This window comes from Ezakiella sp. (genome assembly GCF_034180565.1).
Classification (GTDB): domain Bacteria; phylum Bacillota; class Clostridia; order Tissierellales; family Peptoniphilaceae; genus Ezakiella.
Window position 1 is genome coordinate 33985 of record NZ_JAXFOB010000031.1, and the last position, 26134, is coordinate 60118.

Below are 26134 nucleotides of genomic sequence, written 5' to 3' on the forward strand. Positions count from 1 at the left end.
TTTTAGTTGTGCGCCGCTTTTTTAACCAAAAAAATATCTATGAGGTTTCCCCCATAGATATTTTAAAATCTTATTTTATTACATAAGCATTTTGCAATTTGTTTGCGATTTCAGAGATTTCTTTTACATCGCGATAAGGGCTTGCATAAATCAATTTATTGTTTTTATCCAATATAATAAATGATTTTGCCGAGAACAGATTCTTAACCATAGGAGCAACTCCGTTTCTGTATAATCTGTCTCTAATTGCAAGGTTTCCACCAAGCATGGATATTAGACTTAATTCTCTTTGTCCGCCGGTTGAAATAGCATAGAACGAATTAAAACCTCTCAATTCATTTTCTGCTTCCTTAAATTCGCGCGCATTCAAAACTTTTCCTTCAGCGAAAACAATAATCTTTTGTCCATCATTTTCCGTCAAGTCTTTCAGTCTTGTCGATTTGTTGTCGATGTTAAAGAGTACATAGTTGCCCCAATCTGTTCCGAATCTGGAGCCAAAAATATTCTTCATTCTGTCATCCATTCCATCGAGCAAATGAGCTTCTGTGAGCATGCTTAGCATAATAGGTTTGCCTGTCGCATCCAAAGTTTCCCTTGTAGCTAAACTGTTGATTGCCGAATTTAAAATCAATTTCAAATTGTCACGTGTATAAGGAGCCGCATTGAGCATATTTCCATTTCTGTCAAGAGCAATGATATACGGTTCTTTTGAGCGTGTAACTTGATTTCTTGCGATTATTCCGTTTCTGTATAGATCGCCTTTTTGCTCAGCGAATTGACTGTCTGCGACAATTTCTTTGTATTCATTGTAGTTGTTCGAGTTGTTTGCAAGAATGACATTGAATTTAGCTCTATCGATTTCGACTCCGTCTTTCCACATCTTTATGGTTTCTTTGTCGTCGTAATCTCCGATGAGCATGATTGTAGATTTGCCCTTGTTTTCAAAATCCGAAACTCTGGCCAACTTGTCATTGTATAGTGCAAGATATCCGTAGTCGATTCCAAATTTTCTTTCAAGTAAGCTTAAATCGTCGTCGGACAAATCGCAAATTTCAGCATTTGCTTTCATCGCTGCAAAATCTTTAACCTTTAATTCAAACGGATCGGAAGCGAGTTCCGGTAAAACAATTTCAAAATCGTCTTCAGGTTCATCCGGTGTCGGTACTTCAGGTTCGTCCGGTGTCGGCACTTCAGGTTCGTCCGGTGTCGGTACTTCCGGTTCATCCGGTGTCGGCACTTCCGGTTCGTCAGGTGTCGGCACTTCAGGTTCATCCGGTGTCGGTGCTTCCGGTTCATCCGGTGTCGGTACTTCAGGTTCATCCGGTGTCGGTGCTTCCGGTTCATCCGGTGTCGGTACTTCAGGTTCAGGGTTCTTCACGAATTTTGCATAAAGGGTCATATCTTCTTTTACAAGAGTATTTACATCAAATGCATTTTTAAATTCCGAATCCGTAAACCATCCTTCGAATTTATAGCCTTCTTTTACCGGTTCCTCAGGTAATATTACCTTTTCTCCGACGTTCACTTTGACGACAGTCTTTCTGTCTGCAACAAATGTTACTTCGACAGTCTCAACTTTACCGTCATCTTCACCAACGAGTGCATCAGTGCCTTTTACTGTTTTTTCAAATATATTTACAGCTTCATCAAATCTTTGATATGGATAGATGTTTACAAGCTTTCCATATTTGTCAAGATACATAATAAACGGTCTTGTGTTTGGAGCAACTCCATTTAAAACTGAACCTCTTGTGATGAATTTGTCGGAATCATTTTGGAATTTCCACATTTCAACAAATGTTTGCAATTGCGAATTTGAGCCTGCAACATATGCGCATACGAAATTGTAGTCGTCGGATTTGTTTCTTATGAAATCAAGCCACATCTTATTTGAATCGCTTCTTCCATGGTCTCCCAAAAGAACGAGCATCGGCTTATTGCCGTCCAAATACTTGCTGAACTCAACATTTTCGTTGTCATAACTTGAAACAGTCTTTTCTGCTAAACTTGTGCCGAATTTAGCCTTGATTTGTTTCTTTTGTGCATCTGTGAGGTGGACATAGTCTCCTCTGTTATCGTGTTCTTCAAAACTCATCGGAACCGTTTCGATTTCAATAGGCTTGTCGTCTTCTGAAACTATATCAGGATTTTTCAATATTTCAAAATCTATATCTTGCGACAGTTTCTTGTAGCCGCTTGCTTCAATAGTTATATTCAAAATATATTTTCCCGGTTTCAATGTCGTCGGAACTTTGAAAGAGCTTTCAATTTGTCCGTTGTCGTTTGCCATAAATTGATATGAGCGTTCGATGTCACCATTTAGGTTTTTAAGTGAAAGGGTCAAATTGGAAAATGCTACGATATTTCCTTCAACATCTTTTGTTTTTAGTCTGAAGCGATAGTCTTCGCCTTGCATCTTGACCGGTTTTTCCATCTTGAGTTGCGGTTTCATATTCTTTTTATTTACACTCGTTCCGTCACTGACAGTATAGCCCGTCATTGCGCCGGCGTTCGGATATCTTGAATCCAAAAGTTCAACAAAGACTTTGTAGTCTCCGATAGTTCCCTTTTCACCGACTGCAACACGTAGTCTGTGTCTTCCAATGTCATTGGTTTGACGCATATATGTCGCTACTCTTCCCTTCGGGTCTCTTAAAGTGTATTTGATATTTCTGTTTGAAATAGGTTTTTTTGTAACCGCATCTTTCATCTCAACAAATATATCAACGATATCTCCGCGATTGTATACTTCCTTTGAAGTTTCCGCAGTGATAATAGCTTCCAATTTTTCATCGACTTCTTCATCAGGTTCTACAAAATTTGTGCTGAATTCGAGATTCAAATCTCTCTTTGCCACACCCTTGATTTCAAGCAAGTCAACATTTTCAAAAATATTTACGACATTTCCGAATTTGTCGAGCATCAAAACTTTGCCGAGTTTTTCGGTGTCTTTGTTGAAAAATACACTTGATTTAACTCTTGAAATCTTTTCTGCTTCAATCATCTTTTCAGTCTTTTTAATGTTTTCAAACATATTTTTATCAGCACTTACAGCGATAAAATTGTAACCGATGTGCTCGACGCTTGCAAATTTTTTCAAGTTTTCAATACTTGAAGAGTTGTTGAAATATAAAACGAATGTCGGACTGTCGATGTCTAAACCCGAATAAATATAGCTCGATTTATTTTCGCCGTCAAATAATTTTTCAGCGAGCATATTCTTACCGTAATATTTCTTTGCAAAAGTCTTGTCTTTCAAGTGAGAGAATTTATTTTGTTTATCTGCATCTTCAAAACTTGCATCTGAAATCAACTTCGTCGACGAACTTATATCGAAAATAAATGCATTTGCACCTTTTTCGTAATTCGGCTTGTTAGCTTCAACGGTAAACTTGTAGCTTCCAAAGCGTAGAGTCGGCTCGATTTCAAATTCAAAAACGGATTTTCCGAGCTCATCAAAAACAATATTCTTATTTATGAAAGTGTTTCCGATTTTATCTTGAATTTTAATATTTGCATCCAAATCTTTTAGATAATTTCCATAGCGGTCAACAGCTTCAAGATTTAAAATCAACTTGTCGCCTTTTTTAACAGCGCTTGCATTGCCGACTAAATTAATCTTAATTTCTCTCTTGTCCGTTGTTTCAACAGTTGGATTTCCCGCTTCTTTCCAAGCCTTGAATCCGCCTCTTAAAACATAGATTTCTTTAAATTCTTCGTCTTTTAATAGTTGAACAACTTCATCCACGCCGGTTTCGTCGCTCAGCATAACTACATAGCCGTTATTTTTACTGAGTGATTTGATAAATTGAGTGAAATATTTATCATTTTTGTCGTAATTTACTGAATTTTCTATTTTTTCGTCGATATATTCAGACTTGCTTCTAAAGTCTAAAACTTTTGCAACGCCCGAATTAGTAAGTTTAAAAGCTTCAGCTGCATTTACTTCCTTGAAAACAACCGACTCATCAGGTTCATCCGCTTCTTTTTCCTTTACGAAAACTGCATAATTCTTGTTTGTAGAAATATGATTTTCTTTTGTAATGGAAACATTGAATTCGTATTTTCCTATTCTGTCCGTGTTTTTGTATTCAAATACAGCAATTCCTTTTTCATCAGTTGTGAGTTCAAATTTTTCATCCGGATTTTCAATGCTTGTGATTAAAACATTTGCTTCTTTGACAGGATTGTTGTCGTTGTCAGCTGCAATTATTTTAAGTGCGATTGCGTCACCTTTTTCATAGACATCTTTATCAAAATTAGCATCCAAGTGAATTACCGGTGTCACAGGAAGCGGGATAACTTCAAATTTTGTGCTTGCAATATTGTTTTCATATCCAAGCTTTGAAACTTCGCTTCTTATTTCATATACACCCACAACCGGTGCTTTTTTCATAATCCATGTGGCCTTACCGTAATCGTCGGCATAAACCTGCTCAACTGATTTTTGACCGTCAGGACTTACAATTGTAAGGTTAATGCTTGCGTTCGGAACTGAAACATTGTTTTGATTTTCAATTAAGAAATTTACTTTCGGAGTTTCCGTATCGAAGAAAACATCCTTTTCATTTCTTACAGTTACAATCAAACTTTGTCCTTCATACACACTTTCCCCAAATCTTACTGCAAGAGTTGTCGACGTTGACGGGAAATCTTCTGAGCTTACAAATGCTTCGATGACATAGTCACCTTCGGAAGTGTATGAATTCGGCGTAATAAACATAGTTGCCTGACCATAGTAGTCAGTTCTCTTTCTTAGCTCTGTCTTTGTGCCGCCCGGTCCTGAAATTGTAAAGATAACATCAGCTACTCTAACAGGTGAATTCTCATTGTCCGTAACATTCAGTGTGATATAAGCCTGTTCGTTAATCGAATATTGTTTCTTTCTTGAAGAAAGTTTTGCCACAAGATATTTTCCGTCTTTTTTAACTATGAAATTAGCTTTTCCTGCGGCTTCCAAATATCCGTTTTTAGTAGCGTCCACTTCAATCGTAAATTGTCCCGGTCTTGCATTTTTACTGAGATTGATTGTGAAATTTGCAAATCCCTTTTCATTTGTCTTTAATTTTGCATTATATTGTCTGCCTTCAGGGTCGATTGCTTTAATTTTTAAATCCGCATAAGGAATCGGATTTCTTGCATCATCTTTTACCGAAACGCTGATTTTCGCATTTTCTTTTCCTGCAAAATAACTTTCTTTGTCGCTCTTAACATCGATGTTCAGTTTCATAATGTCCGGAGCGTTGTCGTCGGCAATCAAATCTACGGTAACAGGGATTCTGTCCATCGAACCGTATGAGCCGTTTATGACAAGATTGTAATTTCCTTCGTGTGAGAACAAATTGCCGTTAAATTTAAAGCTTGCATTACCATTTCTGTCTGTGTATTTCGACATCTTGGCAATTTCCATATCGCCGTCGTAAAGAACGGCTTCACATGTACCATATCTTATAATTCGTTCATGTTTATCCTTTAAATTTGCCGTAAATTCAAAATCAGTATTGGTTCTGATTCTGTTGTTCAAAATATTGTGATTAATAATTACCGGGTTTGAAAGGTCCGGCTCAAACTTTGCACTCTTTACGCTGATGAGATTGACCCCGACAACCTCGCCTTTGTAAATTGCTTTGATTGTATATTTACCGATAGGTGCCATCTTGTCAAACTGCGTTCTCATAGTTGCAGTTCCGGAAGCGTCTGTAGTAACATTGCACGAAATCTTTGTGTTGTGCGGCGTTAAAATAAGAATTTCCATTTCCTTGTTAGGCAAAGTTCTTTCGTTTTGGTCTCTCAACCTAACATCAAATATCGCATTTTCACCTTGAACATAAGTTGATCTTTGGCTCAAAATACTTGCTTTATATTTGACGCCTTCGTCGCTTACCAAAACGCGAATTGAATCGGAAATATACGAGTTGTCTGTTGTGGTAGCTGTGATTGTAGCTTCTCCGTATCCAACGGCGTGAAGCTTTCCGTCAACTACCTCTACAATAGTATTGTCGCTTGATTGCCATTTCAAATCTTTGTTGGTTGCGTTTGACGGCATGATGGTAACATTTGGAATAAATTCTTCGTCAATGTTCATCTTTACCATACGAGGGCTTATTTCAAGATTCTTAATTTTTACAGTGTCTTTGTCATCAATATTGATTTTATCCTTAGGAATTGTAAAAGCTTTCAAACAAACACTTGCATTTTTTATTTGCTTGTTCAAGTCCGTAAAGTTTACACCGTCTTTTGAAATAAATCCTTCTCCATCATTTGCGGTAGCTTTTGATGAATAAGATCTGATATTTTTTTCAATTGCAATCGGATAATTGTGTTTAGGAGTCTTTAATTTTACAACAACTGCAAATTTAGAATCCTTTTTCATTTTTGTGCGTTCAACCGGAATTTTATAGTATCCCGCATAATCGAGCATGCCCGATGCAACTCTAACTCCGTCGGTGAGACCCTTTGCGCCGGTGTCGTCAACTAAATACACATCGTATTCAGCGCTGTTTGAAGGAGCATAAAAACCGACATCTGTCAAATATTCATCTTCTTCAAGCGGTCCGAATTGGTTAGCAAAATAACCGGTTTCACCATATCCGATCGAGGTTGAAAAACCGAGTTCATCGTATTGATATATTTTTTGATATGGAACTATATCTCCCATAACAAAAACTGCTGCGTCATTCGCAATTTGTTTGTCGTAGTAAGATACCCAATAAAAACCGCCCATTCCCCACTTGGTTCCAAATGAGTTTTTAACGAGCCATGCTCCGTTTCTCGGCGGTAGGGTCAAAAAATTTCTACGACTGTAGTTATCATCCCAGCCCACAATTGTAACAGCGTGATTCGGGTTTGCAGATCTCGTGTCATAGTGAGCAAAAGTTCTCTTGTTCAAAAAATAATTGTCATAGCTTATAGGACTGTAAACTGCACCATAGTCCATAATTGCCTTTTTAATAATCTTTTGGGTTGAGAGCGCATCCTTTTTTGATGGATAATAAATTACTTTGTTTAAATCTTTTGCTCTCGGCAAGTTTTTCGGAGAATTATATCCATAGATGTCATATGGGTCGTCCTTTTCCAAAACAGGTCCCGACCATCTTGCTAAATAAGCAGTTGCCATCGAAAGGTTTCCGCCTTCGTCAGGACTCCAGTCAAAACCGTGATTATTTCTCAAACTCTTTTCCGAGAAATCGAGTGATTCTTTTGGAAGTAAAACGGATTCTGCCGATGAATATGTTGCAAAAGCCCAACATGAACCGTTAGGTCCTTGGTCCTTAACAGATGACAATCTGCCTAAATTTCTCAAATCGTAATTCGATTGATCGAGGCTTACGCTTCTTGCCATAAACATCATCGGATAAATCGTTCTGTCTTCTTCGAGTAAATCATAATTCGTATTAATTTTTACAGGGCTCGGTCTAAGTCCCTTGAATTCTGTCGACGGTGCTCTGTCTTCATATTCGTTAAAATCCGGACTTAGCGGCTCTTCTTCAGGAGCTTCGCCATTTTCGTTGTCGAGTCTTTCTTCATTAATAACAACGGTCGATATCTCTTCCGAAATTTCATCGTCATTAAAAGTTTCGTCGAATTTGTCAGTATCAATGAGAATTATATTGTCATCGCTATCATCTGCAGCAAAAGCTCTATAGTAATTAAGCGGTAACATAAATACCGCGAGTAGAAAGACTATAACTTTATTGAAATTACTATACTTATAACTCTTCATAAAATCACTCATTTCCTAAATCGGTGGTAATTACAATTCCTCCACCGTCATCGTTAACATTAAAATCAGGCTCTACGCTGTCCGGATCTTCGAAGTCCGGATTTACAACTTGTTCGTATGCTTTCAAAGCCTTTCTTTTGCTTCTCCAGTCCGAATAGTTTCCATACATTACTCTGCCGTTTTTAAATCCGACAACCAAAGGTACATTGTTATCCGGCTCGAAACCCTTAGGCTCGAAATCGAAACTTGTGTTTTGATACCATGGAATGCCGTCTAAAACTCCCGGGTCCATATAAGGACTTGGAAGATAAAAAGCGTACCATTGCAATCTGTTTCCATTTACAAGTTCGTATTCTTCTTTAAAATTGTCATGATATTTTATTGCCAAATCATCCATAACTTCTCTCAAATCATAAATCGCATTGGCAACTTTATCATATGTTCTATTTCTATCAGCTCTGATTTTTCTTGTTTGTGCTAATTTCCCGTCTATAAGTCTTCTATCTTCTACAGAAAAATATCTGTACATCTTGTTTCTAATTTGTTGAATTTCATTTATTTCTCTGTCTGCCGTTCTTGTAAGCCACTTATTTGACGGAGCATATTCTTCCGAAAGAAGTGAACTTGCAACGAGAGATTTTAAAACATTGTCCGCTTCAACAACTTGCTCAACCCTTACTTGGCCTGAGACTAAACGATTGATAGATGTAAGTTCCTCACGATATGCATCTTGAACATATTGTTCTTTTCCCCTTACTCCATAGTCTCCGTTGTCCGCGTCATTATATCTTGAAATATATCTTCTGGCTTCTGCCATGTCTCGATAAAAAATACGCTTAATGTAAACTGTCGCTTGATCTTTAGCTGTCAAATCCGGATAAGTCATAAGCTCATCAGCCAAATTTTCCATCTTTTCGATACAATCGTCAACAGCTTTTCTGCCGCTGAAAATATTAATTGCCGTCATAACTGCGACAAAAGATTCTCTTGCAGCAATATTGTGCACTTCTTGAACTTTGTAAATTCCTTCAGTTGTAATTCTCTTAATAAACTTAATAACAACGCCTATTAATTTAACCCTTGAAGCAATTGAAGTAAGTTCATATACTGCGTTTGGATTATGTTGAAAAGCTTGAGCCGGCAAATCATAACAAGTTTGTTCAGAAACGGCCTTCAAAGCAGATTGTGCCGCTTGTAACTGAGTTACATTTTTAATTCCCAGCGGCTTGTTCGGTCGTTCTACAATTTCGCCACCCTCTATAATATCCTTTTCGCTTAGATTCATAAAAACATTACCTGAATCAATTTCAAAATCATCATTTGAATATAAAACAGTAGGAGTATAAGCAAAAATCATAGAAGATACTAAAACATATATTATCATTTTCTTAAAAAAATCTTTTTTCATATCTTCCTCCATAAAAAATATAAGGGGATTGCCCCAGTCCCCCTAAAAGTTAAAAACCAAAGTCTATTTCGATTCCACCGTCATCGATTGGATCTGTAGGTTCTTCATCGCTCCAATCAGGTTCGGTTACATCTTCAACGTCTCTTAGAGCTCTGCGTTTTTCCATCCATTCTTCATAAGTTCCATAAACAGGTCTTCCCAAAGCATAACCAACGATTACGCCCGGTGTTGGACTTGGTTCAAATCCGCTAGGACTGAAATCGAAAGTAGGATTGTTAATCCAGTGTAGTTTAGCCATAATAGCCGGGTCTACGTCTTCCTTCGGAACTTCAAAATTGTACCATGAAATTCTCATCGGTTCAACATCTGTAGGTCTGTCTTCTCTAACAATTCCTGCATCAGCAAAAGCTTTTTGATAGTTATTTCTCATTTCGTCAAAAAGTTCTCTTACTTCGAAAACACCTTCAGCGATGCTCTTATAAGTAGCGCCTCTCATGTTCATTTCTGATTTGGCTGATCTGATTTTGTTTTGAAGTCTGTTAATTTCAGTTCTCGGTAAATATCTGTTTAAGCTTCTTACCATTCTGTCAAATTCTCTGTATTCAGGTTGGATTGTGTTTCTGATCCATGTTGGAGCCGGTGATACTTCCGGTGTTAAAATTGCAGATGTTGCTGCAGCTTTCAATTTGTTGTCAGCTTCAACAACAAAACCAACTGTAACAGTTCCTCTGATAGATCTTTGGATAGAATCGATTTCTGTTCTGTAAGAATTTTGTACTGATTGAGCCTTTCCTTTTACGCCGTAAATTCCTGATGTAACATCCAAGAAATTGTTTTGTAAAATTCTAGCTTCTCTAACGTCTTTGTTGAAAATTCTCTTAATGTGAACTGTAGCATTATCGTCTGCTGTTAATTCAGGATAAGTTGCTAAATCGTTCTTCATTTGTTCGAACAAATCAATTATTCTTTGGCATGCAACTTCAACGTCGTCAACTGAGTTGAACGGATTTAAAGCTACTAAAATTGCCATTCCGGCTTCTCTTGCTGCAGTTTGGTGTGTGTATTGATTTCTGTAAATCAATTCTGTGCTGCATCTGTGAATGAAGTTGATAACAACGCCGATCAATTTAATTCTTGGAACGATTGAATCCAAGTCATAAATTGTTTGTTCGTTGAATCTTAGTGCTCCACCCGGCATATCATATTCGTTTAGTTGAGCCAATTCTTTAAAATCTGAATGAGCTGCTGACATCAACGGAACATTTTTCATTCCGAGCGGTTTTCCCGGTCTGTTTACTTCAATCCCGCCCTTTAAAGCTTCAGCTTCGGAGAGTTTTGTGTAAGGATTGTAATCGCTTTCAATTAGTTCTGATTCGCTTGCTGCTTTAACGTTTACTAAAGACGGTACATAAGCAAATACCATCAAAAAAGCTAGCAACAAAGCAACTGATTTTTTGATTTTCATAAAATACCTCCTAAAAAATCGGCAACCCTAAAATCTTTTCCTGGGGCGCGAGTAAATCTTAAGTTGCCTTCTAAATATTCGAAATCCATATATTAAGCCTAAAGTTTAAACGATTTCAAATACTCCTTTGGAAATGTATACATTTCCTTACTATGTATTATAAAATCATTTTAAACTAAAGTCAACACTTTTTGTAAATTTTTTCTTAATATTTTAAATATTTTTTAACTATTTTTTTATTATATTTTTATCTTTGATATATTGTCTGTCAAATGATATAAAATGTAATTATTTTTAAAAGTTTCAAAATTATTCAAATTCATTAAAATTAAATAATTTTTATTTCAATCTTTTTTAATATCAATTATATAAGAGTTTTATAGCTTGCTAAACATTTATTGTAGACAATAAAAAAAGTCAAGCTGTTTGCTCGAATTATATATTATTAATCAATACATACAAACGAGATAATAACTTGACCATAATCAGTAACTTATATTTAAAAACTTTTGTACAACAAAAAATACTTTTATAAAATAAAAAATATAAAATTTTTAAAATAAATAAGATTCAATATTAAATTTTAAATCTAAAAAAGAATCAAATTATTTGCGTGAAAATTCTATTTATTCATATCCTCAATAACTTCAATCATATCGTCCATAGCTCTGTACCCGACAACGCCGCCCTTTAAAATGCCGTCTTTGTCGATAAATACAGACGTCGGAAAACCGCTTATAAAATATTTTTGCGCGATTTCGCCCGACTCGTCAACAACAACCGGGAGTGCGATTTCTTGTTTTTTCATAAACTCTTTTACGGTTTCAACCGATTCGCCGACGTCAACGAGGACCACTCGAACGTCGTCCCTTTTGTCGAGTTCGACAAGGTCCGGCATTGCTTGAATGCAAAATTTGCAAGTCGTTTGAAAAAAATCGATCTGCGTTAGTTCGTCGCCGCTTAAAATATCGTTTAGTGTCGCCTCGTTTCCGTTTAAGTCCACAACCTTTATGTCGACTGCCGGCGCACCTTTTTTGAGTTCATCACCGAATGTTCTCTCTTCGTGTTTTTCCGAAAGAATTGCATCTGTCATTTTTATATGCTCATCAAATTCCTCCGACTCCGCTTCAGTCGCGACTTCATTTTTATTGTCCTCAACTTTTTTAACGTCATTTTTGCACCCGAGCATAAAAGATGCAATGAGCGCTATTAATAATAATCTTTTTTTCATACTTTCTCCTTATCTTAAATATCTAAACAAATCAAAATACATGAGTATTCCGAAAATTATCATCACATATCCCGTGATTTTATTTATCAAATCCATATTAAGCGTGTGTTTGTTGAAATAGTTTCTGATTGCGCCGGCGAAAAATCCCGAAATGATAAACGGGATGCCGAGTCCGAGCGAATACGCAAACAAAAGCGCCGCCCCTTTTAGAAGCGTGTCCTTTTGTGCCGCAATAGAAAGAATCATTCCGACAACCGGACCGAAGCACGGGCTCCAACCTATTGAAAACGCCATTCCCATAAGCACCAAGCCGAAAAATCCGTCTTGGAGCTTCAGATAGTTTCTCCTCTTTAATTTTTTAAAACTTATGATTTTGGTCATTATAAGTCCGAAGACCACAACCATAACTGCACCGATTTTTCTTAAAAGCGCTTTATTCTTTATCAAAAATTTTCCAAGCGCCGTCGCCGAAAGTCCTAAAAGCACGAATACAATCGTAAATCCTAAGACAAACGAAAGACTTCTTGAAAAAGTTTTCCATCTGTCTTCTTTAAGATTGTCCATTTTAAACGAGCCGGTAAGATACATAAGATATACCGGCACCATCGGCAACACGCACGGCGTCAAAAAAGATAAAAGGCCCGCCGTGAAGCCCGTGAGTAAATTTACATCTTCCATACTACACCTCGTGAAGCTCTTCCCACTCTTCCATCAAGCGATCGACCTTTTCCTTCAAGTCCGTCCTCTTTTGCCCGAGAGAAATCGCCTTGTCCGGCTCATCATATATCTTCGGGTCGGATAGAATTTTGTCGATTTCCTCGATTTCGAGTTCGAGCTCGTCAATTTTCTTTTCTATATTATTTATATCGCGTTTAAGCTTTTGGCTTTCGCGAATTTTTTCCCTTTCCTTCTTTTGCTCTTTTTTCTCGCGCGTTTTATTCACTTCTTCAGGCTTTTTTTCGCCGATATCCGTGACACGTGAAATATAATAGTCGTAGTCCCCGTCGAAGAACTTTTGCTTTCCGTGTGTCAAATCGAGCACCTTTGTCGCAAGTTTTCTTATGAAAAATCTGTCGTGCGAAATAAAAATTATTGTGCCCTTAAACTCGTCAAGCGCCGACTCCAACACTTCCTTTGAATCGATGTCCAAATGGTTTGTCGGTTCGTCCAAGAAAAGCACATTTGCTCCGCTTAAAATCAGCTTTAAAAGCGAAACTCTTGCCCTTTCACCGCCGGAGAGGTCGCCCATCTCTTTAAACACATCGTCGCCTCTAAACAAAAATGCCCCGAGCTTCGTTCGAATCTCCGTGATGGTCATTTTCGGATAATCCTCGGAAATTTCATCGACGAGAGTGTTTTCTTCGTCGTTTACAATGAGCTCCTGGTTAAAATAGCCGATTTTAACTCCAGTTCCGAAAAGAAACTCGCCTTCGCCTTCCTCTTTTCCCATAAGCATGCGAAAAAGAGTGGTCTTTCCGCTTCCGTTCGGACCCATAATCGCAAGGCGGTCTCCAAGCTTCACCTCAAAATTCAAATTTGAAAAAAGAGTCCTGTCGTCGAAACTCTTTCCGAGATCAAGCACTGTCAAAACATCGTTTCCCGTCCTTAACGGCTCTTTAAAATTGAAAGAAAACTTTTCCTCGGTGATAGGAGCCTTCTCCTCCTTTAAGCGCTTCAACATCTTCTCTCTCGAGTCTGCGAGACGGTGATACTTTTCTGTCGCATAACTCCTAAAACGCCTGATAATTTCTTTTTGGCGCTCTTCCTCTTTTTTGTAATTCAAAAAATGCCTCATAGCTTCCTCGCGCTCATTCTTTCGAACGCGTCTGTAATCGTCATAAAGCATATTGTAAACTCGGACTTCACCGTTTTCAATTTCAAAAATTCTGTTCGCAACATTTTCCAAAAGAAGCCTGTCGTGCGAAATAAAAATAATTGAACCCCTGAAATCCTTCATAAACTTTTCGAGATACTCAATCATGAGCGTGTCCATATGGTTTGTCGGCTCGTCGAGAATCAAAAGGTCCGCCTTTTCCATAAAAGTTAGCGCAAGTTCAAGCCTTGCCTTCTCGCCGCCGCTCATAGTCATGACGTCGCGATCATAAAACGCCTCGTCGATTCCGACCATCGAAAGATAACCCTTTATCTCCGACATAAAACCGTAGCCGTTTTTCTCGTCAAACCTCTCTTGAATCTCGCCGTATTCCTTATAAATTTCGGAAAGCTTCTCATCGTCGCCCGAATACTTCGTCATATCGCCCTCGAGTTCGCGCATCCTCTTCTCCATAGAAATAACGTCGGCGTACTTTTCAAGACAGATATCCATGACCGAAATGCTCCTGTCGATTGTTATCTGTTGCTTTAAAATCGAGATTTTAACTCCATCCTTCTTTATAACCTTTCCGCTCGGAGTGAGCTCCCCCGTCAAACACTTCACAAGCGTCGACTTGCCGGAGCCGTTGTTTCCGATAAGACCGATTTTGTCTCCTTCATTGACTATAAAATTTACATCTTTAAAGACTTCATCAACATTATATGCAAAGGATAAATTTTTTGTCTCTAAAATCATAATATCACCAATTATATTTTATACTTTCTTTATGATTTCGTCAAGCAATATTGATAAAAGACTTGACATATTGTTCGTTTTGTAGTAAACTTTAATTAAGAGGTGATTATATGGAAAAGAAACATAGAAGCCCTGCAATAATTAGAAGACTACCTAAATATTACAGAGCAATCTGCGAACTCTCTGAAATTACAATTTCACGTGTTTCAAGTCAAGAACTTGGTAAGCTCACAGGTTTCAATCCAAGTCAAATCAGACAGGATTTGAACAGTTTCGGAGGTTTCGGCCAACAAGGTTACGGTTATAACGTAAAAAATCTAAAGGAAAATTTGGAAAAAATTCTCGGTTTAAACGAAGAAAAAACAATGATAGTTATTGGAGCCGGCAATCTCGGAAAAGCTATTATGAGATACACCGACTTCAGTGAAAAAGGATTCCACATAATCTCTGCATTTGACAGAGACGAATCGAAAATCGGTCGTGAAATAGGAGGAATTGAAGTTCGCGATATTCAAGAACTCGAAGAATTCCTTTCACAAAATAAAGTCGATATTGCAGTTTTGACAATCCACAAAGACGTCGCACAAAGATACACAAATATCTGTGTTGAAAACGGCGTACACGGCTTCTGGAACTTTGCACCGAAAAAGCTGAGAGTTCCGAACAACGTTGTAGTTGAAAATATGTGGCTTAACGAAAGTCTTTACACGCTTGGATATTTCCTTAAGGATATGAACTCCGACTCGGAATATAGCGAAGACGAAACGGAAGACAACGAATAAAAGAATATGAACGAATATAAAGTCGACCGCCCGATACACTTCAACTTGAGTGACATCCTGGACAGCGGTCAGGCTTTTATGTACAGTGAATATGAGGATGGTTTTTTAATCATCACAAAAGGAAAGAGAGCATTTGTAAAAGAACTGCCGAGTGAAAATAAAATTCTTTTTAGAGTCCCCGACGAGGAGAGCCTCGAAATATTCAAAAATTATTTCGACCTTTCCCACAACTACGAAGAGGACTTCAAAAAACTTTATGAACTTGGATTTCCTGAAGATGTGCTCTCTTTTTCAAATGGCATAAGAATTTTGAACCAAGATGCCGAAGAAATCATATTCACATTCATAATAAGCCAAAACAACAACATAAAACGAATAAAGAAAATTACAAGAGCCTTGACCGAACGCGTCGGGGAGAAACACCTTGACGAATATGGAGAATACTTTGCATTTCCAAACGCAAAAGCGATAAGCACGCTTTCGAGTGAAGACTTCAAAGAAATGGGCGCCGGCTACAGAGACAGCTATCTCTACCACACGTCAAATTTTTTGAGTGAAAATCCGAACTTTCTCAGAGAAGTTGCGGAACTCGAAACCCCGCTCGCCCGAAAAAAACTCCTCACACTTAAAGGAGTGGGTCCGAAAGTTGCGGACTGCATACTCCTCTTCGGTTTTAACAAGCGCGATGTTTTTCCGCTCGACACATGGATGGAAAAAGTTTTTCACGAACGATTCGACAAAAACGAAAAAAATCGCGTGCGCATGGCAACAAAAGGCGCCGAAGAATTCGGAGAACTCGCCGGCCTTGCACAACAGCTCTACTTCTACCATATAAGACGAAAAGATAAATAGAGCCACCCCGTGAGGGTGGTTTTTTTGTGGGAATATTTGCGGCGGGGATTGAGGTGGAGATTTGAATTTGGGGTGTGGGCTCTATATTTTATATCATCAGCGTTGTTGGTGGGGTTCCAAATTCAACGCACGGCATAACTGAGTGCTACAGATACGCACATATACACATAAAATTGTATAATAGAATAATTATATGAATGTTAAGGTGATAATTAATATGCAAATATGCATGCGCCGTACGTAGCGGCGACCGGTTTTTTATCCATCGAACAGAAATCTTTGATTTCGTCGTGAGATGAGATAAAAAGGTGTATCGCCGCCAAGATGGAAGACGTATAGAAAAAATTTTGAAAACACACATTGATATGTGATTTTATAAATTATAATAATTTTTGTTTCGATATTTTATAAACACAACGTTGTTGGTGATAATACATATTCCGTAAACACAAAAATGGGCGGCAGGACATCGTTGTTCCTTACGTCACAACGTATGCCATCCCGCTACAAAAGCGTACACATGCATATACAATTGCGAAAACAAAAACATCGTTATGAATGTAATTTTAATAATCTTTGTAGAAATACGTATACACAATACGTAGCGGCGACCGGTTTTTTTATCCATCGAACAGAAATCTTTGATTTCGTCGTGAGATGAGATAAAAAGGTGTATCGCCGCCAAGATGGAGAATGAGCGGAGATGTTTTTGGAACACATAAGAATGGATGAAATTATAAACGGTTTTTGGTTTTATATTTCATTTGCACAGCGTTGTTGGTGATAATACATATTCCGGAAACACAAAAATGGGCGGCGCAATATAATGCGCCGTTACAACAGAGCGCACTCACATCTATAAAAAAATACCTTGGAGACGCATTGTTCCCAAGGTATTTTGTCACACCACATTCTTCGCTAAAATGGATGAATAACGCCGCTTTGGAAGAAGCGACCAACCGAGGCGTATTGGTAAATACGTCGCAGGTTGGGAACTTCTGAAAAGCAAGTTAGTCGCCATTTTAGCAAGAATAATTCCGTGCGAAATATTTTAGGAGTGAGGCGTATTGATAAATACGTCGCAACGACTAAAATATTGAATCAAGTGTTTATCGCGAAAATAACCGCAAATTAATTTTATTTTCCGTAGTTTAAAAACTCTCCCTTTTTATTAATCCCCATAACCTGAATCGGTTTGCCCGTATAGGATTTCATACGGTTCACCATTTCAAGATTTAGTGCGGTTTTTTTGTCGAGAGAGACAAAGAGGACCGGGCGTATCTGGCTGATTTCCGTGAGTTTCACGACGCCCTCTTTGTTTTTCGGAATTATGACCTCGATCATATTTTGATTCAAGAGGTCTTCAACCAAGTTTATCGCATCTCCCGCATCCGGGTCGCCCGAAAGTTCCTCACTTTCGAGTTCTTTGTAAGTTTCACGAGTTATATAATATTTTTGGTCGAGCTCGACCATATCCTCTCTAGTTTTGTCGATAAATTCATCGATGCCCGGAGCCGTGAGCACGCTTTTGTCCAAAATTACGATTTTACCACCTAATACATCTTCTAAATCCATACTAACCTCCCCCGGCAACTTTACAAGTATCTGTTCAAAAACAGCAAATTATAATACAAACTGTCAACTCTAAGCATTAATCTTCATCCTCATCTTCCGTGTCAATAAAAGTAATAATAACTTCTTCGATTTCTTCATTTTCCGCCCATCTTATTTCATCGTCATTCATAAAAATATATCTCGGAAATCCGATGTGCGCATCTCTGTCGTTGAAAACAGGCATATAAACACTATAACCGTCTAATTCTCCCAGATATTCCGCATAGTCATAGTGCGATGGGTCGTCCTTCATAAATTCACAAACTTTAACAAGTTTTTCCATAGTCACACTCCTCTCGCAAAATAAAAACCGTCAATCGACGGTTTTATGAAAGATGGACATAAACCTCTTTCGTTTCATTATCCCACTCAATCTTGAGCGGTTCTTCACTTGTTTCTTTTATAAAATCATTGATTTTTGTGATGGAAATGTAGAGTCTTCCGTCTTTGTTGTCAATGAAATCTTTAATATTTTCGGCTTCTTTCCCGTCAACTTTGACATCTCCTGTGTCGATGTTTACGTCGATTTCGTATTCCTCAGGTTTTACAAACTTAGCAGTCCTTGTCGAATTGTCGAATGTCACTTCCATATCAAGCACTTCCGCAACAGTTCTTAGAGGAAGCATTGTCCTGTCATTTTTTATATATGGAACGGTGTCCGATTCATATACGGATTCCATGCCCGCTCTAACCATCTTGTATCCCGGTTCTCCGATTTTAAAAATCGCAAAAACATGAATAAGTTGATGTTCTTTAAAATCTGCAAACGGGTCGTGTCCTTCCTCAGGTTTCAAATCTTCCTCCACCACATGTCCCGAATGAGTATCATCGTCATGGTCGGAATGATTTTCTTCATTTATAATCGGCTCATCTCCGCCGTGTGCAAACGCCGTGATTGGCGCCATAACTATCAAAAATAGAGTTAATAATCTATAAAATTTCATATTTTCCCTCCTATTCATTTACATTATATAAAAATTTGAAAAAACTGTCAAATTACTCTTCCCTCTCCGGAAGAAACTCCCAATAGCGCTTCGGCATATTTGAAATCATAAGCTTTTCATTTCTTCTCTCATCAATTGCGACAGATTTATAAAATTTTTTCCATGCCTCTTTGAAAAATTCCTCCGCATCCGAATCTTTCAAAGAAAGCGACTCGATTTCCATAAGTTCCGCCTGTCCGTCCGAATAAAATACACATTTTTTTCGTGCAGTGTCCGCAATGACAAACTTTTCTTTCGGAAGGCGTCTTATAAAATGCGGCGCAAGAAACATCAAAATATCATTTTCGGGTTTAAACTCCGAAAACAAAATTCCGCCCTCAAGCTCACGAAATCGAAGAAGGCCCTTGTACGAATGATTTTCGCTTCCGACTCTTTTTGAAAGCCTCCTGAACTCCGTCGGTATCTCGTTGTCGCTGAAAAGAAAACCCTTGCCGTAAAGAAACATACCCTTCACAGTTTTCGCAATCACATCTTCCTTAGTCTCAAAAGGCGTTGAAAAAACATACATAACACGCCTTATAAAATCCGCTCCGAAATTATTCTTTAGCCCCCTCAAAACTCTCTCCGCTTTTTCTTCGTCGGTCTTTATAAAATTTTCGGTCATTAAAAAATTCATCTGCTCTTTTTCGCACACAATATGAATACGCTCGAGCTCACCGTACCTCTCAAAAATCGCAGTCATCAGCCCCTCGAAAGTGCCGTCATACTTAAAATAAACTGAGCTGCTCATACTTTTCTTCCTTTTTATCCTCGAGAAGATATCTCAAATACTCCGTCGAACTGATTTTTCCGCCCTTGTAAACGCCGTTTGCTGTAATAAAATACTTCGCACGTTTAATGGAAATCTTCATGGTCTCCAAACTGTCGAAAGTTAGTCTCGAAAAACGCCTTGCGTTAATAATTCGCTTTGCATAAACGGGACCGAAGCCCGGAACTCGCAGAAGCTCCTCATAACTCGCACGATTTATCTCGAGCGGAAAAAGCGAAATATTATTTATCGCCCAATTCGCCTTCGGATCAATCGTCAAACTTAAATTCGGATTCGTTTCGGACAAAATCTCATCGTCGGTAAACTTGTAAAACCGCATCAAAAAATCCGCCTGATAAAGCCGATGCTCTCTCAAAAGCGGCGGCTTCGTAATACCCTCCGTGAACTTGCTCTTTACAACCGGCACATACCCCGAATAATACACACGTTTGAGCCCAAACGACTTGTAGAGCCCCGTCGCGCGTTTCATAATCGTCCTGTCCGACTCATTTAACGCCCCGATAATCATCTGGGTCGTCTGACCCGCCGGTGCAAACACCGGTGCCTTCTTAAACTTCTTTCTGTCCTCGCGATTTTCAAGAATCCCCGTCTTTATATCATTCATCGGAAGATAAATCGAATGATAAGTCTTTGACGGCGCCAAAACGCTCAGTCCTTTCTCCGTCGGAAGCTCAATATTAACGCTCACACGGTCAATCAAAAGCCCGAGACGTCTTACAAGCTCGTCCGACGCCCCCGGAATCGCCTTCATGTGAATATAGCCGTTAAACTTATAATCATTTCGCAAAATCTCCGCCGTTCGAATAAGCATCTCCATCGTATGGTCGGGACTAATAGTGACCGCCGACGAAAGAAAAAGCCCCTCTATATAATTTCGCCTGTAAAAATTTATCGTTAAATCCGCCACTTCCTGCGGTGTAAACTCCGCACGCGGCACATCGGAGGTGCGCCTGTTGATGCAATACTCGCAGTCGTAAACACACTTGTTCGACAGAAGAATCTTCAAAAGCGAAATACATCTCCCATCCTCGCTCCAGCTGTGACAAACGCCGGCAACGGAAGCATTGCCGATACCGTCTTTTGTATTTTTTCTCCTCGAATTCGAAGACGAACACGAAACATCATACTTCGCCGAATCCGTTAAAATCTTCAGCTTCTCCATCACATCCATACGACCACCTCCTGCTCGATTTTAAAAATCAATTGTATATATGTAATCTATAAAATCGATTTTCTAAAATTTGTATGTCAATTTCCTCATCTATCCTAAAACTTTTCTCTCCATTTTCTCCTCCACAAAAAGCCCATACACAATGAATATGTATACAGGCGGCTTATTTTTATATCATATTTAATTTAGAAATCGAAAAAATCCGGGTCCTCATGCACAAACTCGCTGTCCCAATTCTCTTCGTCCATTCCCTTGATGTTCTTGAAAAAATCTGATTGAATCGAAAAATTTCCGGCAATTTTGTAGCCCATTTTTTGAAGTTCATTCAGTTTAATATTGCAAAGCTCAGGTCTCACATAAAGAAAGCTTGCGATTTCATTCACGTCGTAGCCCTCCTCATAAAGCGACAAAATGTCCTCGGTTTTTATCAGAAGATGTGCCGCAAAGATGTTCGCTTCAAGCTCTTCGTTGCTTTTTTTCGACATGCTCTCGGCGGTCGAAAGGTCCGCATAGTCGTAGTGGTAGAAGTTGTGCCCGAGCTCGTGCGCAAGCACCATGCGCTTCATCGTTTCGTCGAGACGTCTGTTGTAGAAAACAAATTTCTTCCCGACCACGTCGGTGTACATGCCGAGAATATTTGTGTCCATTCGAAACGGCAACACTGTAACTTTTCTTGAAATCAAGATGTCATGAGGATCGCGGGTGCCTTCTTGTTCTATGAGAGCATTCACGTCCTCATAAATCATCCTACTTTTTTGCATCTATTTTTCTTTGTCCATTTCAGATTTTGCCATATAATATGCTTCTTCAATCGCATCAAGTGCAGCTTTTTTGTCTTCAAGAGACATCGCGCCGCCGGCAAAAAGTCCAATAACGCTTCTTATAAGCGCATTTGCTTCTTGTCTTCCTTCAGCGCCGAACTCTTGGGTTGCGCGCAAAACAAATTCGTCTTCGTCGGTCAAAAGATAGTTCACATCAACTCCGAAAATTTCGGCGAGCTTTGAATAGGTTCTTCTGTGTCTTGGTCTTTTGTTTTCTCTTTCGTAGGACGAAATCGTTCTCAGTGAGCAGCCAAGCTCGTCAGCGAGCTTTTGTTGTGTCCAACCCAACTCTTCTCTAAGTCTTCTTACTTTTTCGCTAAACATAAAATTCCTCCTTATGATTTTATTATATATGAATTTATATAATAATTTTCGGCAATTCAACTACGTATATTATAACATGGTTGAATTAAAAATGCAATATATTGCAAAAAAGAAATTTTAAAGTTCATAAATTTTTAAAATAAAAAACCGAAGGTTTCCCTTCGGCTAAAAATTCTAAAGCATTTCGATAAATGCTGCAATTCTTGTGTTAAGTTGTCCCTTGTCGCTTTGACCGTAATCTGTTTCAACTGCGATGTACGGAACATTTTTTTGCTCTTTGCAGAAATCTCTGATAGTCGTGCCTTCGACTTGGTACGGCGTGCAAGTTTGAAGATGCATGTCGATGACTCCGTCGACTTTGTATTCGTCGATCATTCTGTCCAAAAGATTTATACGATTTGTGTTCGGCGTTATGCATGCGCATCCGATGTTTAGATATTTTCTTGCGAGCGCATCATATGGGTCCGGATTTGTTTCGTCGACGTTTTCGTCAATCGCTTTTGCACCGCCGCAGTTTTCAAATGCAACCGCAATTCCGCCGTTGTTTTCAACGGATTCGATGACCTTTTCAGTTGCGCCGCCAATCGGACAGCCCGTAATCAAAATTCTCTTTCTTCCGGTTATGTGTTTGTTTTCGCTCAAAACTTTTTCCTTCAAAGCTTTTATTTCGCCCGGAATTGCTTCTTTGTCGAAGCTGAATGTGAGTCCGTGGAGCACGTGCCACATGTCGAGACCCATCATAGGAAGCTCATCCGCTTTCATTATTTCATAAAAATCTTTTGCTGCACTTCTTTCGGCGTTTTTAACCTTGATGGCATGTCTGATCTCTTCGTCGGTAATTTTGTGGTCAAACATTTCTTCGAGCACTTCTTTACATTTTAGAATTTCTTCTTTCCACATCTTCATGCCCATTTCGGAATTTCTGTTAGGAAGTTCCATAACATGAACCGGTTTGTGGCGACCCAAAAGTTCGTACATCTTCTTTTTACCGTCGCAAGTGGTTTCGCCGATTACAATGTCCGAAAAATAAAAGAACGGGCATTTGTTTGTTATAGCAAAGCCGTAGCTCGACTTGATTAATGGACATAAATTCTTCGGCAAATCTCTTTCCGCGTCTCCAATCGTTTCGTCGCTCGTCGAGCAGAGCGAAACGCATGTTCCGCCGACAGCAAGAGCGAGTTCTTGCGGGAAAAATGTACAGAAAACTCCGACAACCGGAATATTTTCGTCCTTAATCTTCTTTACTTCCAAAAAAGCTGCCCTTCTCTTTTCGCTGAAATCTTCAAAAATTTCAGGCAAATTCTTTTTTAAATCTATCATCTAAACACCTCTTATATTTTTTATAAATTAATTTACATATATTATAACAATTTGCAATTTATATATCAACCAAACAATCGTTTGACAATAGGATTTCCCTATATTATAATTGACAGAGAGGTATATTATGTTTGGAATAGATAAAGATATTATATTGATATTGGGACTCATTCTTCCCGGAATTATGACAGGGATCGGTGCGCTTCCGATATTTCTTACAAAAAACGTTTCGCAAAAACTGCTTGACGTAATGCTTGGATTTGCAGCGGGCATAATGCTTGCGGCGACCGCATTTTCATTAATAATGCCGTCCATCGAATACGGCGGTGGAGACTTTAAAGCCGTCATGGTCACATCAGGCGGCATACTTTTCGGTGCGATTTTAATTGACCTTATCGACAAATTCTCTCCGCACGAACACTTGATCGACAAGAGGCGCGAAGGCGGAAGCTCTAAATCGCTTAAACAAATTTGGCTGTTCGTAATCGCAATAACCATCCACAACTTCCCGGAAGGAATGGCAACGGGTGTCGGCTTCGGCACAAACAACATCGCCGACGGACTCACACTCGCCCTCGGCATCGGTATTCAAAACATGCCGGAAGGTCTTGCCGTCGCGCTGGCACTTGCGCGCGAAAACTATTCGGTAAAATTCTCATTCATGGTCGCATTTTTGACGGGACTTGTAGAACCGCTCGGTGCAATCATGGGATACGGACTCGTAAAAGTTTTCGAGCCGCTCCTCCCTTTCATACTTGCACTCGCCGGCGGCGCAATGCTCTTCGTCATAAGCGACGAAATCATCCCGACAACACACGCCAACGGATTTGAAAGAGAATCCACCTACGGAATAATCGTCGGATTTATCGTCATGATGATACTTGACGTGCTCCTTGGATAGTATTTAAAAATCAAATACACATGAAACAAATATGTAACCAAAAACCGATGCATTCCATCGGTTTTATTTTTTACGTTATGGAGTTTAAAGATAGAGTCTCATAAAAACATATCCGTCCTCTTTTGTTTCCGACTTTTTAAAGCCGAGTCTCTCCCAAAACTTTTGCGCTTCGACATTCTCCTCGTGAACCGGAAGAGAAATTCTCTTCGCCGAAAAATTCTCTTTGAAATAATCGATGGAGAGCCTTGCCGCCTCGCTCCCGTAACCGCGACCTCGAAAATCCTTGTCGACTAAAAAATTTATAATCTGGCAATTCTCCTCGCCGAAATAAATCGAAACAAAACCGATGACCGAATCTCCTTTACATATTGCAAAACACTCGCTCGACTCCTTGTACAAAAACGCCTCTGCAAGCGAATAGATTGGCTCATCGACAAAATCCGCCACATCCGTACCCCGCTTTAAATCTATCACCTGATTAAAATTTTCTTCACAAACAGACTCGAGTCTAATCATATCTTCTCCTTTTAAAACAACTGGTATTTTATAAATCAATTATATCATAAATAAATTTTATTTCCTTCGCTATCCTTTTTATAATATAATGATTTTATTATATAAAGATAGAAATAATACTGTTTGAAAAATCAATAGAAATAAGGTTGTAAAATATGGTATAATAAAATAGAAAAATGATATAAAGTAGAAGATTATTTTAAATGTATTGCAGTATTTTTGTTTCATAAATTACGGAAAGAATTAATATATGAAAGATTATTTTAAATGCAATAAATCAGATGTGTTAGAATTTAGAAACAAGCGAAAACTTACATAAGAATTCGAGACTCTATTTGTAATTATGGAATTTAATTAATGGTGGCAGAAACTATGAAAAATATACTAATAATTGAAGATGATAAAAATTTAAATACAGGACTTTCCATAGCCTTAAATAAAGATTATGAAATTTTTTCTGTAAACACAATTAGTGAAGCTAAAAATTTTATTGATGATGCGGATTTGATTTTACTTGATATGAACTTACCGGATGGAGATGGACTTGAAATAATAAAATATACCAGGGAAACTTCATCAATTCCTATTATAGTTTTATCAGCCATAGATCTTGAAGCATATATCATTTCAGCCATAAATTTAGGGGCAGACGACTATATAACAAAACCTTTTTCTTTAGGAATCCTAGAAGCAAAGATAAAGAGAGTTTTTGAAAAAATAGTTTCTAGTGATTTAAATATTTACAAGAAAGATGGTCTAGACTTTAATTTCAATGAAAATACTTTCTTTGTAGACAATAAAAAAATAGATCTTACAAGGACAGAGACAAAAATTTTATACTATCTGATAAAAAACAAGTCCCAAGTTATTACTAAGGAATTACTATTTGATTTTGTTTGGGGAATAGATGATGAATTTATTGATCAAAATACATTGAGCGTCAATATTTCTAGGATAAGAAATAAATTAAAACCCTATGACCCAATAGAAACAGTCTTTGGAGTTGGTTATAAATGGAATGTTTAATAGGTCTTTTAGCTCTTATAATTGGAATTATTTTATATAAATATATTGTCTTGAGAAATGAAATGAGTGAGCTCTCAGACTATATTGATAAGGCTTTGGATGGAAATTTAGAAATTACAGAATTTGATGAAAAGGAATTATCTAAAATAAAATCAAAGCTCATTAAGTTTTTGTATGCCAGCCAAGTAAAAGAAGCGAAAATAAATACAGAAAAAAGTAAAACAAAAGATTTAATAGCAGATATATCACACCAAACCAAGACACCCATTACCAACCTTTCTTTATACATTAGTCTTTTAGAAGATGATCCGAAAGATGAGTATCTTGAAATTATAAAGTATGAACTTAATAAACTAGAATTTTTAATTCAAAACCTAGTAAAATCTTCTAGATTAGAATCCGATATTATTTCCTTACAAAAACACCAAGCAAATTTAAAAGACCTAGTAGAAGATGTTTTGAAAGAATTTAAAGTGATATTATCTGAAAAAGACATAAACATAAATTTAAAAGACGAAGACTTAATTTTTAAATTGGACGAAAGATGGCTTAAAGAAGCCATTCATAATCTAGTAGATAATGCGATAAAATACTCACCAAATGGTTCTACTATTAATATTTCAATTTATAAATCTTAC

At 38.0% G+C, this 26134-nt stretch carries 20 protein-coding genes; 5 read left to right on the plus strand and 15 right to left on the minus strand.

The genetic code is table 11. From position 1 onward, the window contains the following. Positions 1-70: 70 nt before the first annotated feature. From SPI61_RS06965 to abc-f, 6 genes are all read right to left on the minus strand, one after another. On the minus strand, positions 71-7735 hold the full coding sequence (locus tag SPI61_RS06965; protein ID WP_321137401.1) for a lectin like domain-containing protein: 7665 nt from the start codon (positions 7733-7735) through the stop codon (positions 71-73). Continuing rightward, a complete protein-coding gene (locus tag SPI61_RS06970; protein WP_321137402.1) occupies positions 7728-9131 on the minus strand; it encodes a CAMP factor family pore-forming toxin in 1404 nt (467 codons plus the stop codon). The genes SPI61_RS06965 and SPI61_RS06970 overlap by 8 nt, the downstream gene beginning before the upstream one ends. Before the next feature lie 49 nt (positions 9132-9180). Then, positions 9181-10596 carry a CAMP factor family pore-forming toxin gene (locus SPI61_RS06975; protein WP_321137403.1) on the minus strand — a complete coding sequence of 472 codons (1416 nt, stop codon included), beginning with the start codon at positions 10594-10596 and terminating at the stop codon, positions 9181-9183. 622 nt (positions 10597-11218) lie between these two features. After that, complete coding sequence (locus SPI61_RS06980) at positions 11219-11827, minus strand: TlpA disulfide reductase family protein (protein WP_321137404.1); 609 nt, start codon at positions 11825-11827, stop codon at positions 11219-11221. Positions 11828-11836: 9 nt separating this feature from the next. Continuing rightward, positions 11837-12505, minus strand: a complete 669-nt coding sequence (locus tag SPI61_RS06985; RefSeq protein WP_321137405.1) for a cytochrome c biogenesis CcdA family protein — start codon at positions 12503-12505, stop codon at positions 11837-11839. A gap of 1 nt (position 12506) precedes the next feature. Beyond that, a complete protein-coding gene (gene abc-f, locus SPI61_RS06990; RefSeq protein ID WP_321137406.1) occupies positions 12507-14396 on the minus strand; it encodes a ribosomal protection-like ABC-F family protein in 1890 nt (629 codons plus the stop codon). 110 nt (positions 14397-14506) lie between these two features. Between abc-f and SPI61_RS06995 the strand changes: the two genes are divergently transcribed. After that, entirely contained in the window at positions 14507-15178 is a 672-nt protein-coding gene (locus SPI61_RS06995) for a redox-sensing transcriptional repressor Rex (RefSeq protein ID WP_321137407.1), read from the plus strand. Between the two features lie 6 nt (positions 15179-15184). Continuing rightward, on the plus strand, positions 15185-16030 hold the full coding sequence (locus tag SPI61_RS07000; protein WP_321137408.1) for a DNA-3-methyladenine glycosylase family protein: 846 nt from the start codon (positions 15185-15187) through the stop codon (positions 16028-16030). A 1137-nt stretch (positions 16031-17167) separates the two neighbouring features. On the opposite strand, the gene SPI61_RS07005 is transcribed toward SPI61_RS07000, so the two are convergent. The 8 genes from SPI61_RS07005 to SPI61_RS07040 form a co-directional block, all read right to left on the minus strand. Next, positions 17168-17605, minus strand: a complete 438-nt coding sequence (locus SPI61_RS07005; protein WP_321137409.1) for a hypothetical protein — start codon at positions 17603-17605, stop codon at positions 17168-17170. A 76-nt stretch (positions 17606-17681) separates the two neighbouring features. Then, positions 17682-17927, minus strand: coding sequence for a hypothetical protein (locus SPI61_RS07010; RefSeq protein ID WP_321137410.1), 246 nt, complete (start codon positions 17925-17927; stop codon positions 17682-17684). A 43-nt stretch (positions 17928-17970) separates the two neighbouring features. Beyond that, the gene (locus tag SPI61_RS07015) at positions 17971-18588 is read right to left on the minus strand and encodes a copper amine oxidase N-terminal domain-containing protein (RefSeq protein ID WP_321137411.1); all 618 of its coding nucleotides are present in this window, start codon (positions 18586-18588) and stop codon (positions 17971-17973) included. 52 nt (positions 18589-18640) lie between these two features. Continuing rightward, a complete protein-coding gene (locus tag SPI61_RS07020) occupies positions 18641-19378 on the minus strand; it encodes a TIGR03915 family putative DNA repair protein (RefSeq protein ID WP_321137412.1) in 738 nt (245 codons plus the stop codon). Continuing rightward, positions 19356-20588 carry a putative DNA modification/repair radical SAM protein gene (locus SPI61_RS07025; protein WP_321137413.1) on the minus strand — a complete coding sequence of 411 codons (1233 nt, stop codon included), beginning with the start codon at positions 20586-20588 and terminating at the stop codon, positions 19356-19358. Before SPI61_RS07025 ends, SPI61_RS07020 begins: the two co-directional genes overlap by 23 nt. 185 nt (positions 20589-20773) lie before the next feature. After that, positions 20774-21349, minus strand: coding sequence for an ImmA/IrrE family metallo-endopeptidase (locus SPI61_RS07030; RefSeq protein ID WP_321137414.1), 576 nt, complete (start codon positions 21347-21349; stop codon positions 20774-20776). Further along, entirely contained in the window at positions 21350-21733 is a 384-nt protein-coding gene (locus SPI61_RS07035; RefSeq protein WP_321137415.1) for a helix-turn-helix transcriptional regulator, read from the minus strand. Between the two features lie 174 nt (positions 21734-21907). Next, a complete protein-coding gene (locus tag SPI61_RS07040; RefSeq protein WP_321137416.1) occupies positions 21908-23053 on the minus strand; it encodes a double-cubane-cluster-containing anaerobic reductase in 1146 nt (381 codons plus the stop codon). A gap of 127 nt (positions 23054-23180) precedes the next feature. Between SPI61_RS07040 and SPI61_RS07045 the strand changes: the two genes are divergently transcribed. Next, positions 23181-23954, plus strand: coding sequence for a ZIP family metal transporter (locus tag SPI61_RS07045; RefSeq protein WP_321137417.1), 774 nt, complete (start codon positions 23181-23183; stop codon positions 23952-23954). Positions 23955-24038: 84 nt separating this feature from the next. Here the strand turns inward: SPI61_RS07045 and SPI61_RS07050 are convergent, their stop codons facing one another. Then, positions 24039-24470, minus strand: a complete 432-nt coding sequence (locus SPI61_RS07050; protein ID WP_321137418.1) for a GNAT family N-acetyltransferase — start codon at positions 24468-24470, stop codon at positions 24039-24041. 372 nt (positions 24471-24842) lie between these two features. Between SPI61_RS07050 and SPI61_RS07055 the strand changes: the two genes are divergently transcribed. Then, positions 24843-25496 (plus strand): response regulator transcription factor, encoded by a 654-nt coding sequence (locus SPI61_RS07055; protein WP_321137419.1) that lies wholly within the window; start codon positions 24843-24845, stop codon positions 25494-25496. Next, positions 25484-26134 (plus strand): HAMP domain-containing sensor histidine kinase (locus tag SPI61_RS07060; protein ID WP_321137420.1); only part of this gene is annotated, 651 nt, incomplete at its 3' end. The genes SPI61_RS07055 and SPI61_RS07060, both read left to right, overlap by 13 nt.

Excerpts from the sequence above, each read along its gene's own strand:
- SPI61_RS06965 (WP_321137401.1), bottom strand. The coding sequence starts at position 7,735 with ATGAGTGATTTTATGAAGAGTTATAAGTATAGTAATTTCAATAAAGTT.
- SPI61_RS06970 (WP_321137402.1), bottom strand. The coding sequence starts at position 9,131 with ATGAAAAAAGATTTTTTTAAGAAAATGATAATATATGTTTTAGTATCT.
- SPI61_RS06975 (WP_321137403.1), bottom strand. The coding sequence starts at position 10,596 with ATGAAAATCAAAAAATCAGTTGCTTTGTTGCTAGCTTTTTTGATGGTA.
- SPI61_RS06980 (WP_321137404.1), bottom strand. The coding sequence starts at position 11,827 with ATGAAAAAAAGATTATTATTAATAGCGCTCATTGCATCTTTTATGCTC.
- SPI61_RS06985 (WP_321137405.1), bottom strand. The coding sequence starts at position 12,505 with ATGGAAGATGTAAATTTACTCACGGGCTTCACGGCGGGCCTTTTATCT.
- abc-f (WP_321137406.1), bottom strand. The coding sequence starts at position 14,396 with ATGATTTTAGAGACAAAAAATTTATCCTTTGCATATAATGTTGATGAA.
- SPI61_RS06995 (WP_321137407.1), top strand. The coding sequence starts at position 14,507 with ATGGAAAAGAAACATAGAAGCCCTGCAATAATTAGAAGACTACCTAAA.
- SPI61_RS07000 (WP_321137408.1), top strand. The coding sequence starts at position 15,185 with ATGAACGAATATAAAGTCGACCGCCCGATACACTTCAACTTGAGTGAC.
- SPI61_RS07005 (WP_321137409.1), bottom strand. The coding sequence starts at position 17,605 with ATGGATTTAGAAGATGTATTAGGTGGTAAAATCGTAATTTTGGACAAA.
- SPI61_RS07010 (WP_321137410.1), bottom strand. The coding sequence starts at position 17,927 with ATGGAAAAACTTGTTAAAGTTTGTGAATTTATGAAGGACGACCCATCG.
- SPI61_RS07015 (WP_321137411.1), bottom strand. The coding sequence starts at position 18,588 with ATGAAATTTTATAGATTATTAACTCTATTTTTGATAGTTATGGCGCCA.
- SPI61_RS07020 (WP_321137412.1), bottom strand. The coding sequence starts at position 19,378 with ATGAGCAGCTCAGTTTATTTTAAGTATGACGGCACTTTCGAGGGGCTG.
- SPI61_RS07025 (WP_321137413.1), bottom strand. The coding sequence starts at position 20,588 with ATGGATGTGATGGAGAAGCTGAAGATTTTAACGGATTCGGCGAAGTAT.
- SPI61_RS07030 (WP_321137414.1), bottom strand. The coding sequence starts at position 21,349 with ATGCAAAAAAGTAGGATGATTTATGAGGACGTGAATGCTCTCATAGAA.
- SPI61_RS07035 (WP_321137415.1), bottom strand. The coding sequence starts at position 21,733 with ATGTTTAGCGAAAAAGTAAGAAGACTTAGAGAAGAGTTGGGTTGGACA.
- SPI61_RS07040 (WP_321137416.1), bottom strand. The coding sequence starts at position 23,053 with ATGATAGATTTAAAAAAGAATTTGCCTGAAATTTTTGAAGATTTCAGC.
- SPI61_RS07045 (WP_321137417.1), top strand. The coding sequence starts at position 23,181 with ATGTTTGGAATAGATAAAGATATTATATTGATATTGGGACTCATTCTT.
- SPI61_RS07050 (WP_321137418.1), bottom strand. The coding sequence starts at position 24,470 with ATGATTAGACTCGAGTCTGTTTGTGAAGAAAATTTTAATCAGGTGATA.
- SPI61_RS07055 (WP_321137419.1), top strand. The coding sequence starts at position 24,843 with ATGAAAAATATACTAATAATTGAAGATGATAAAAATTTAAATACAGGA.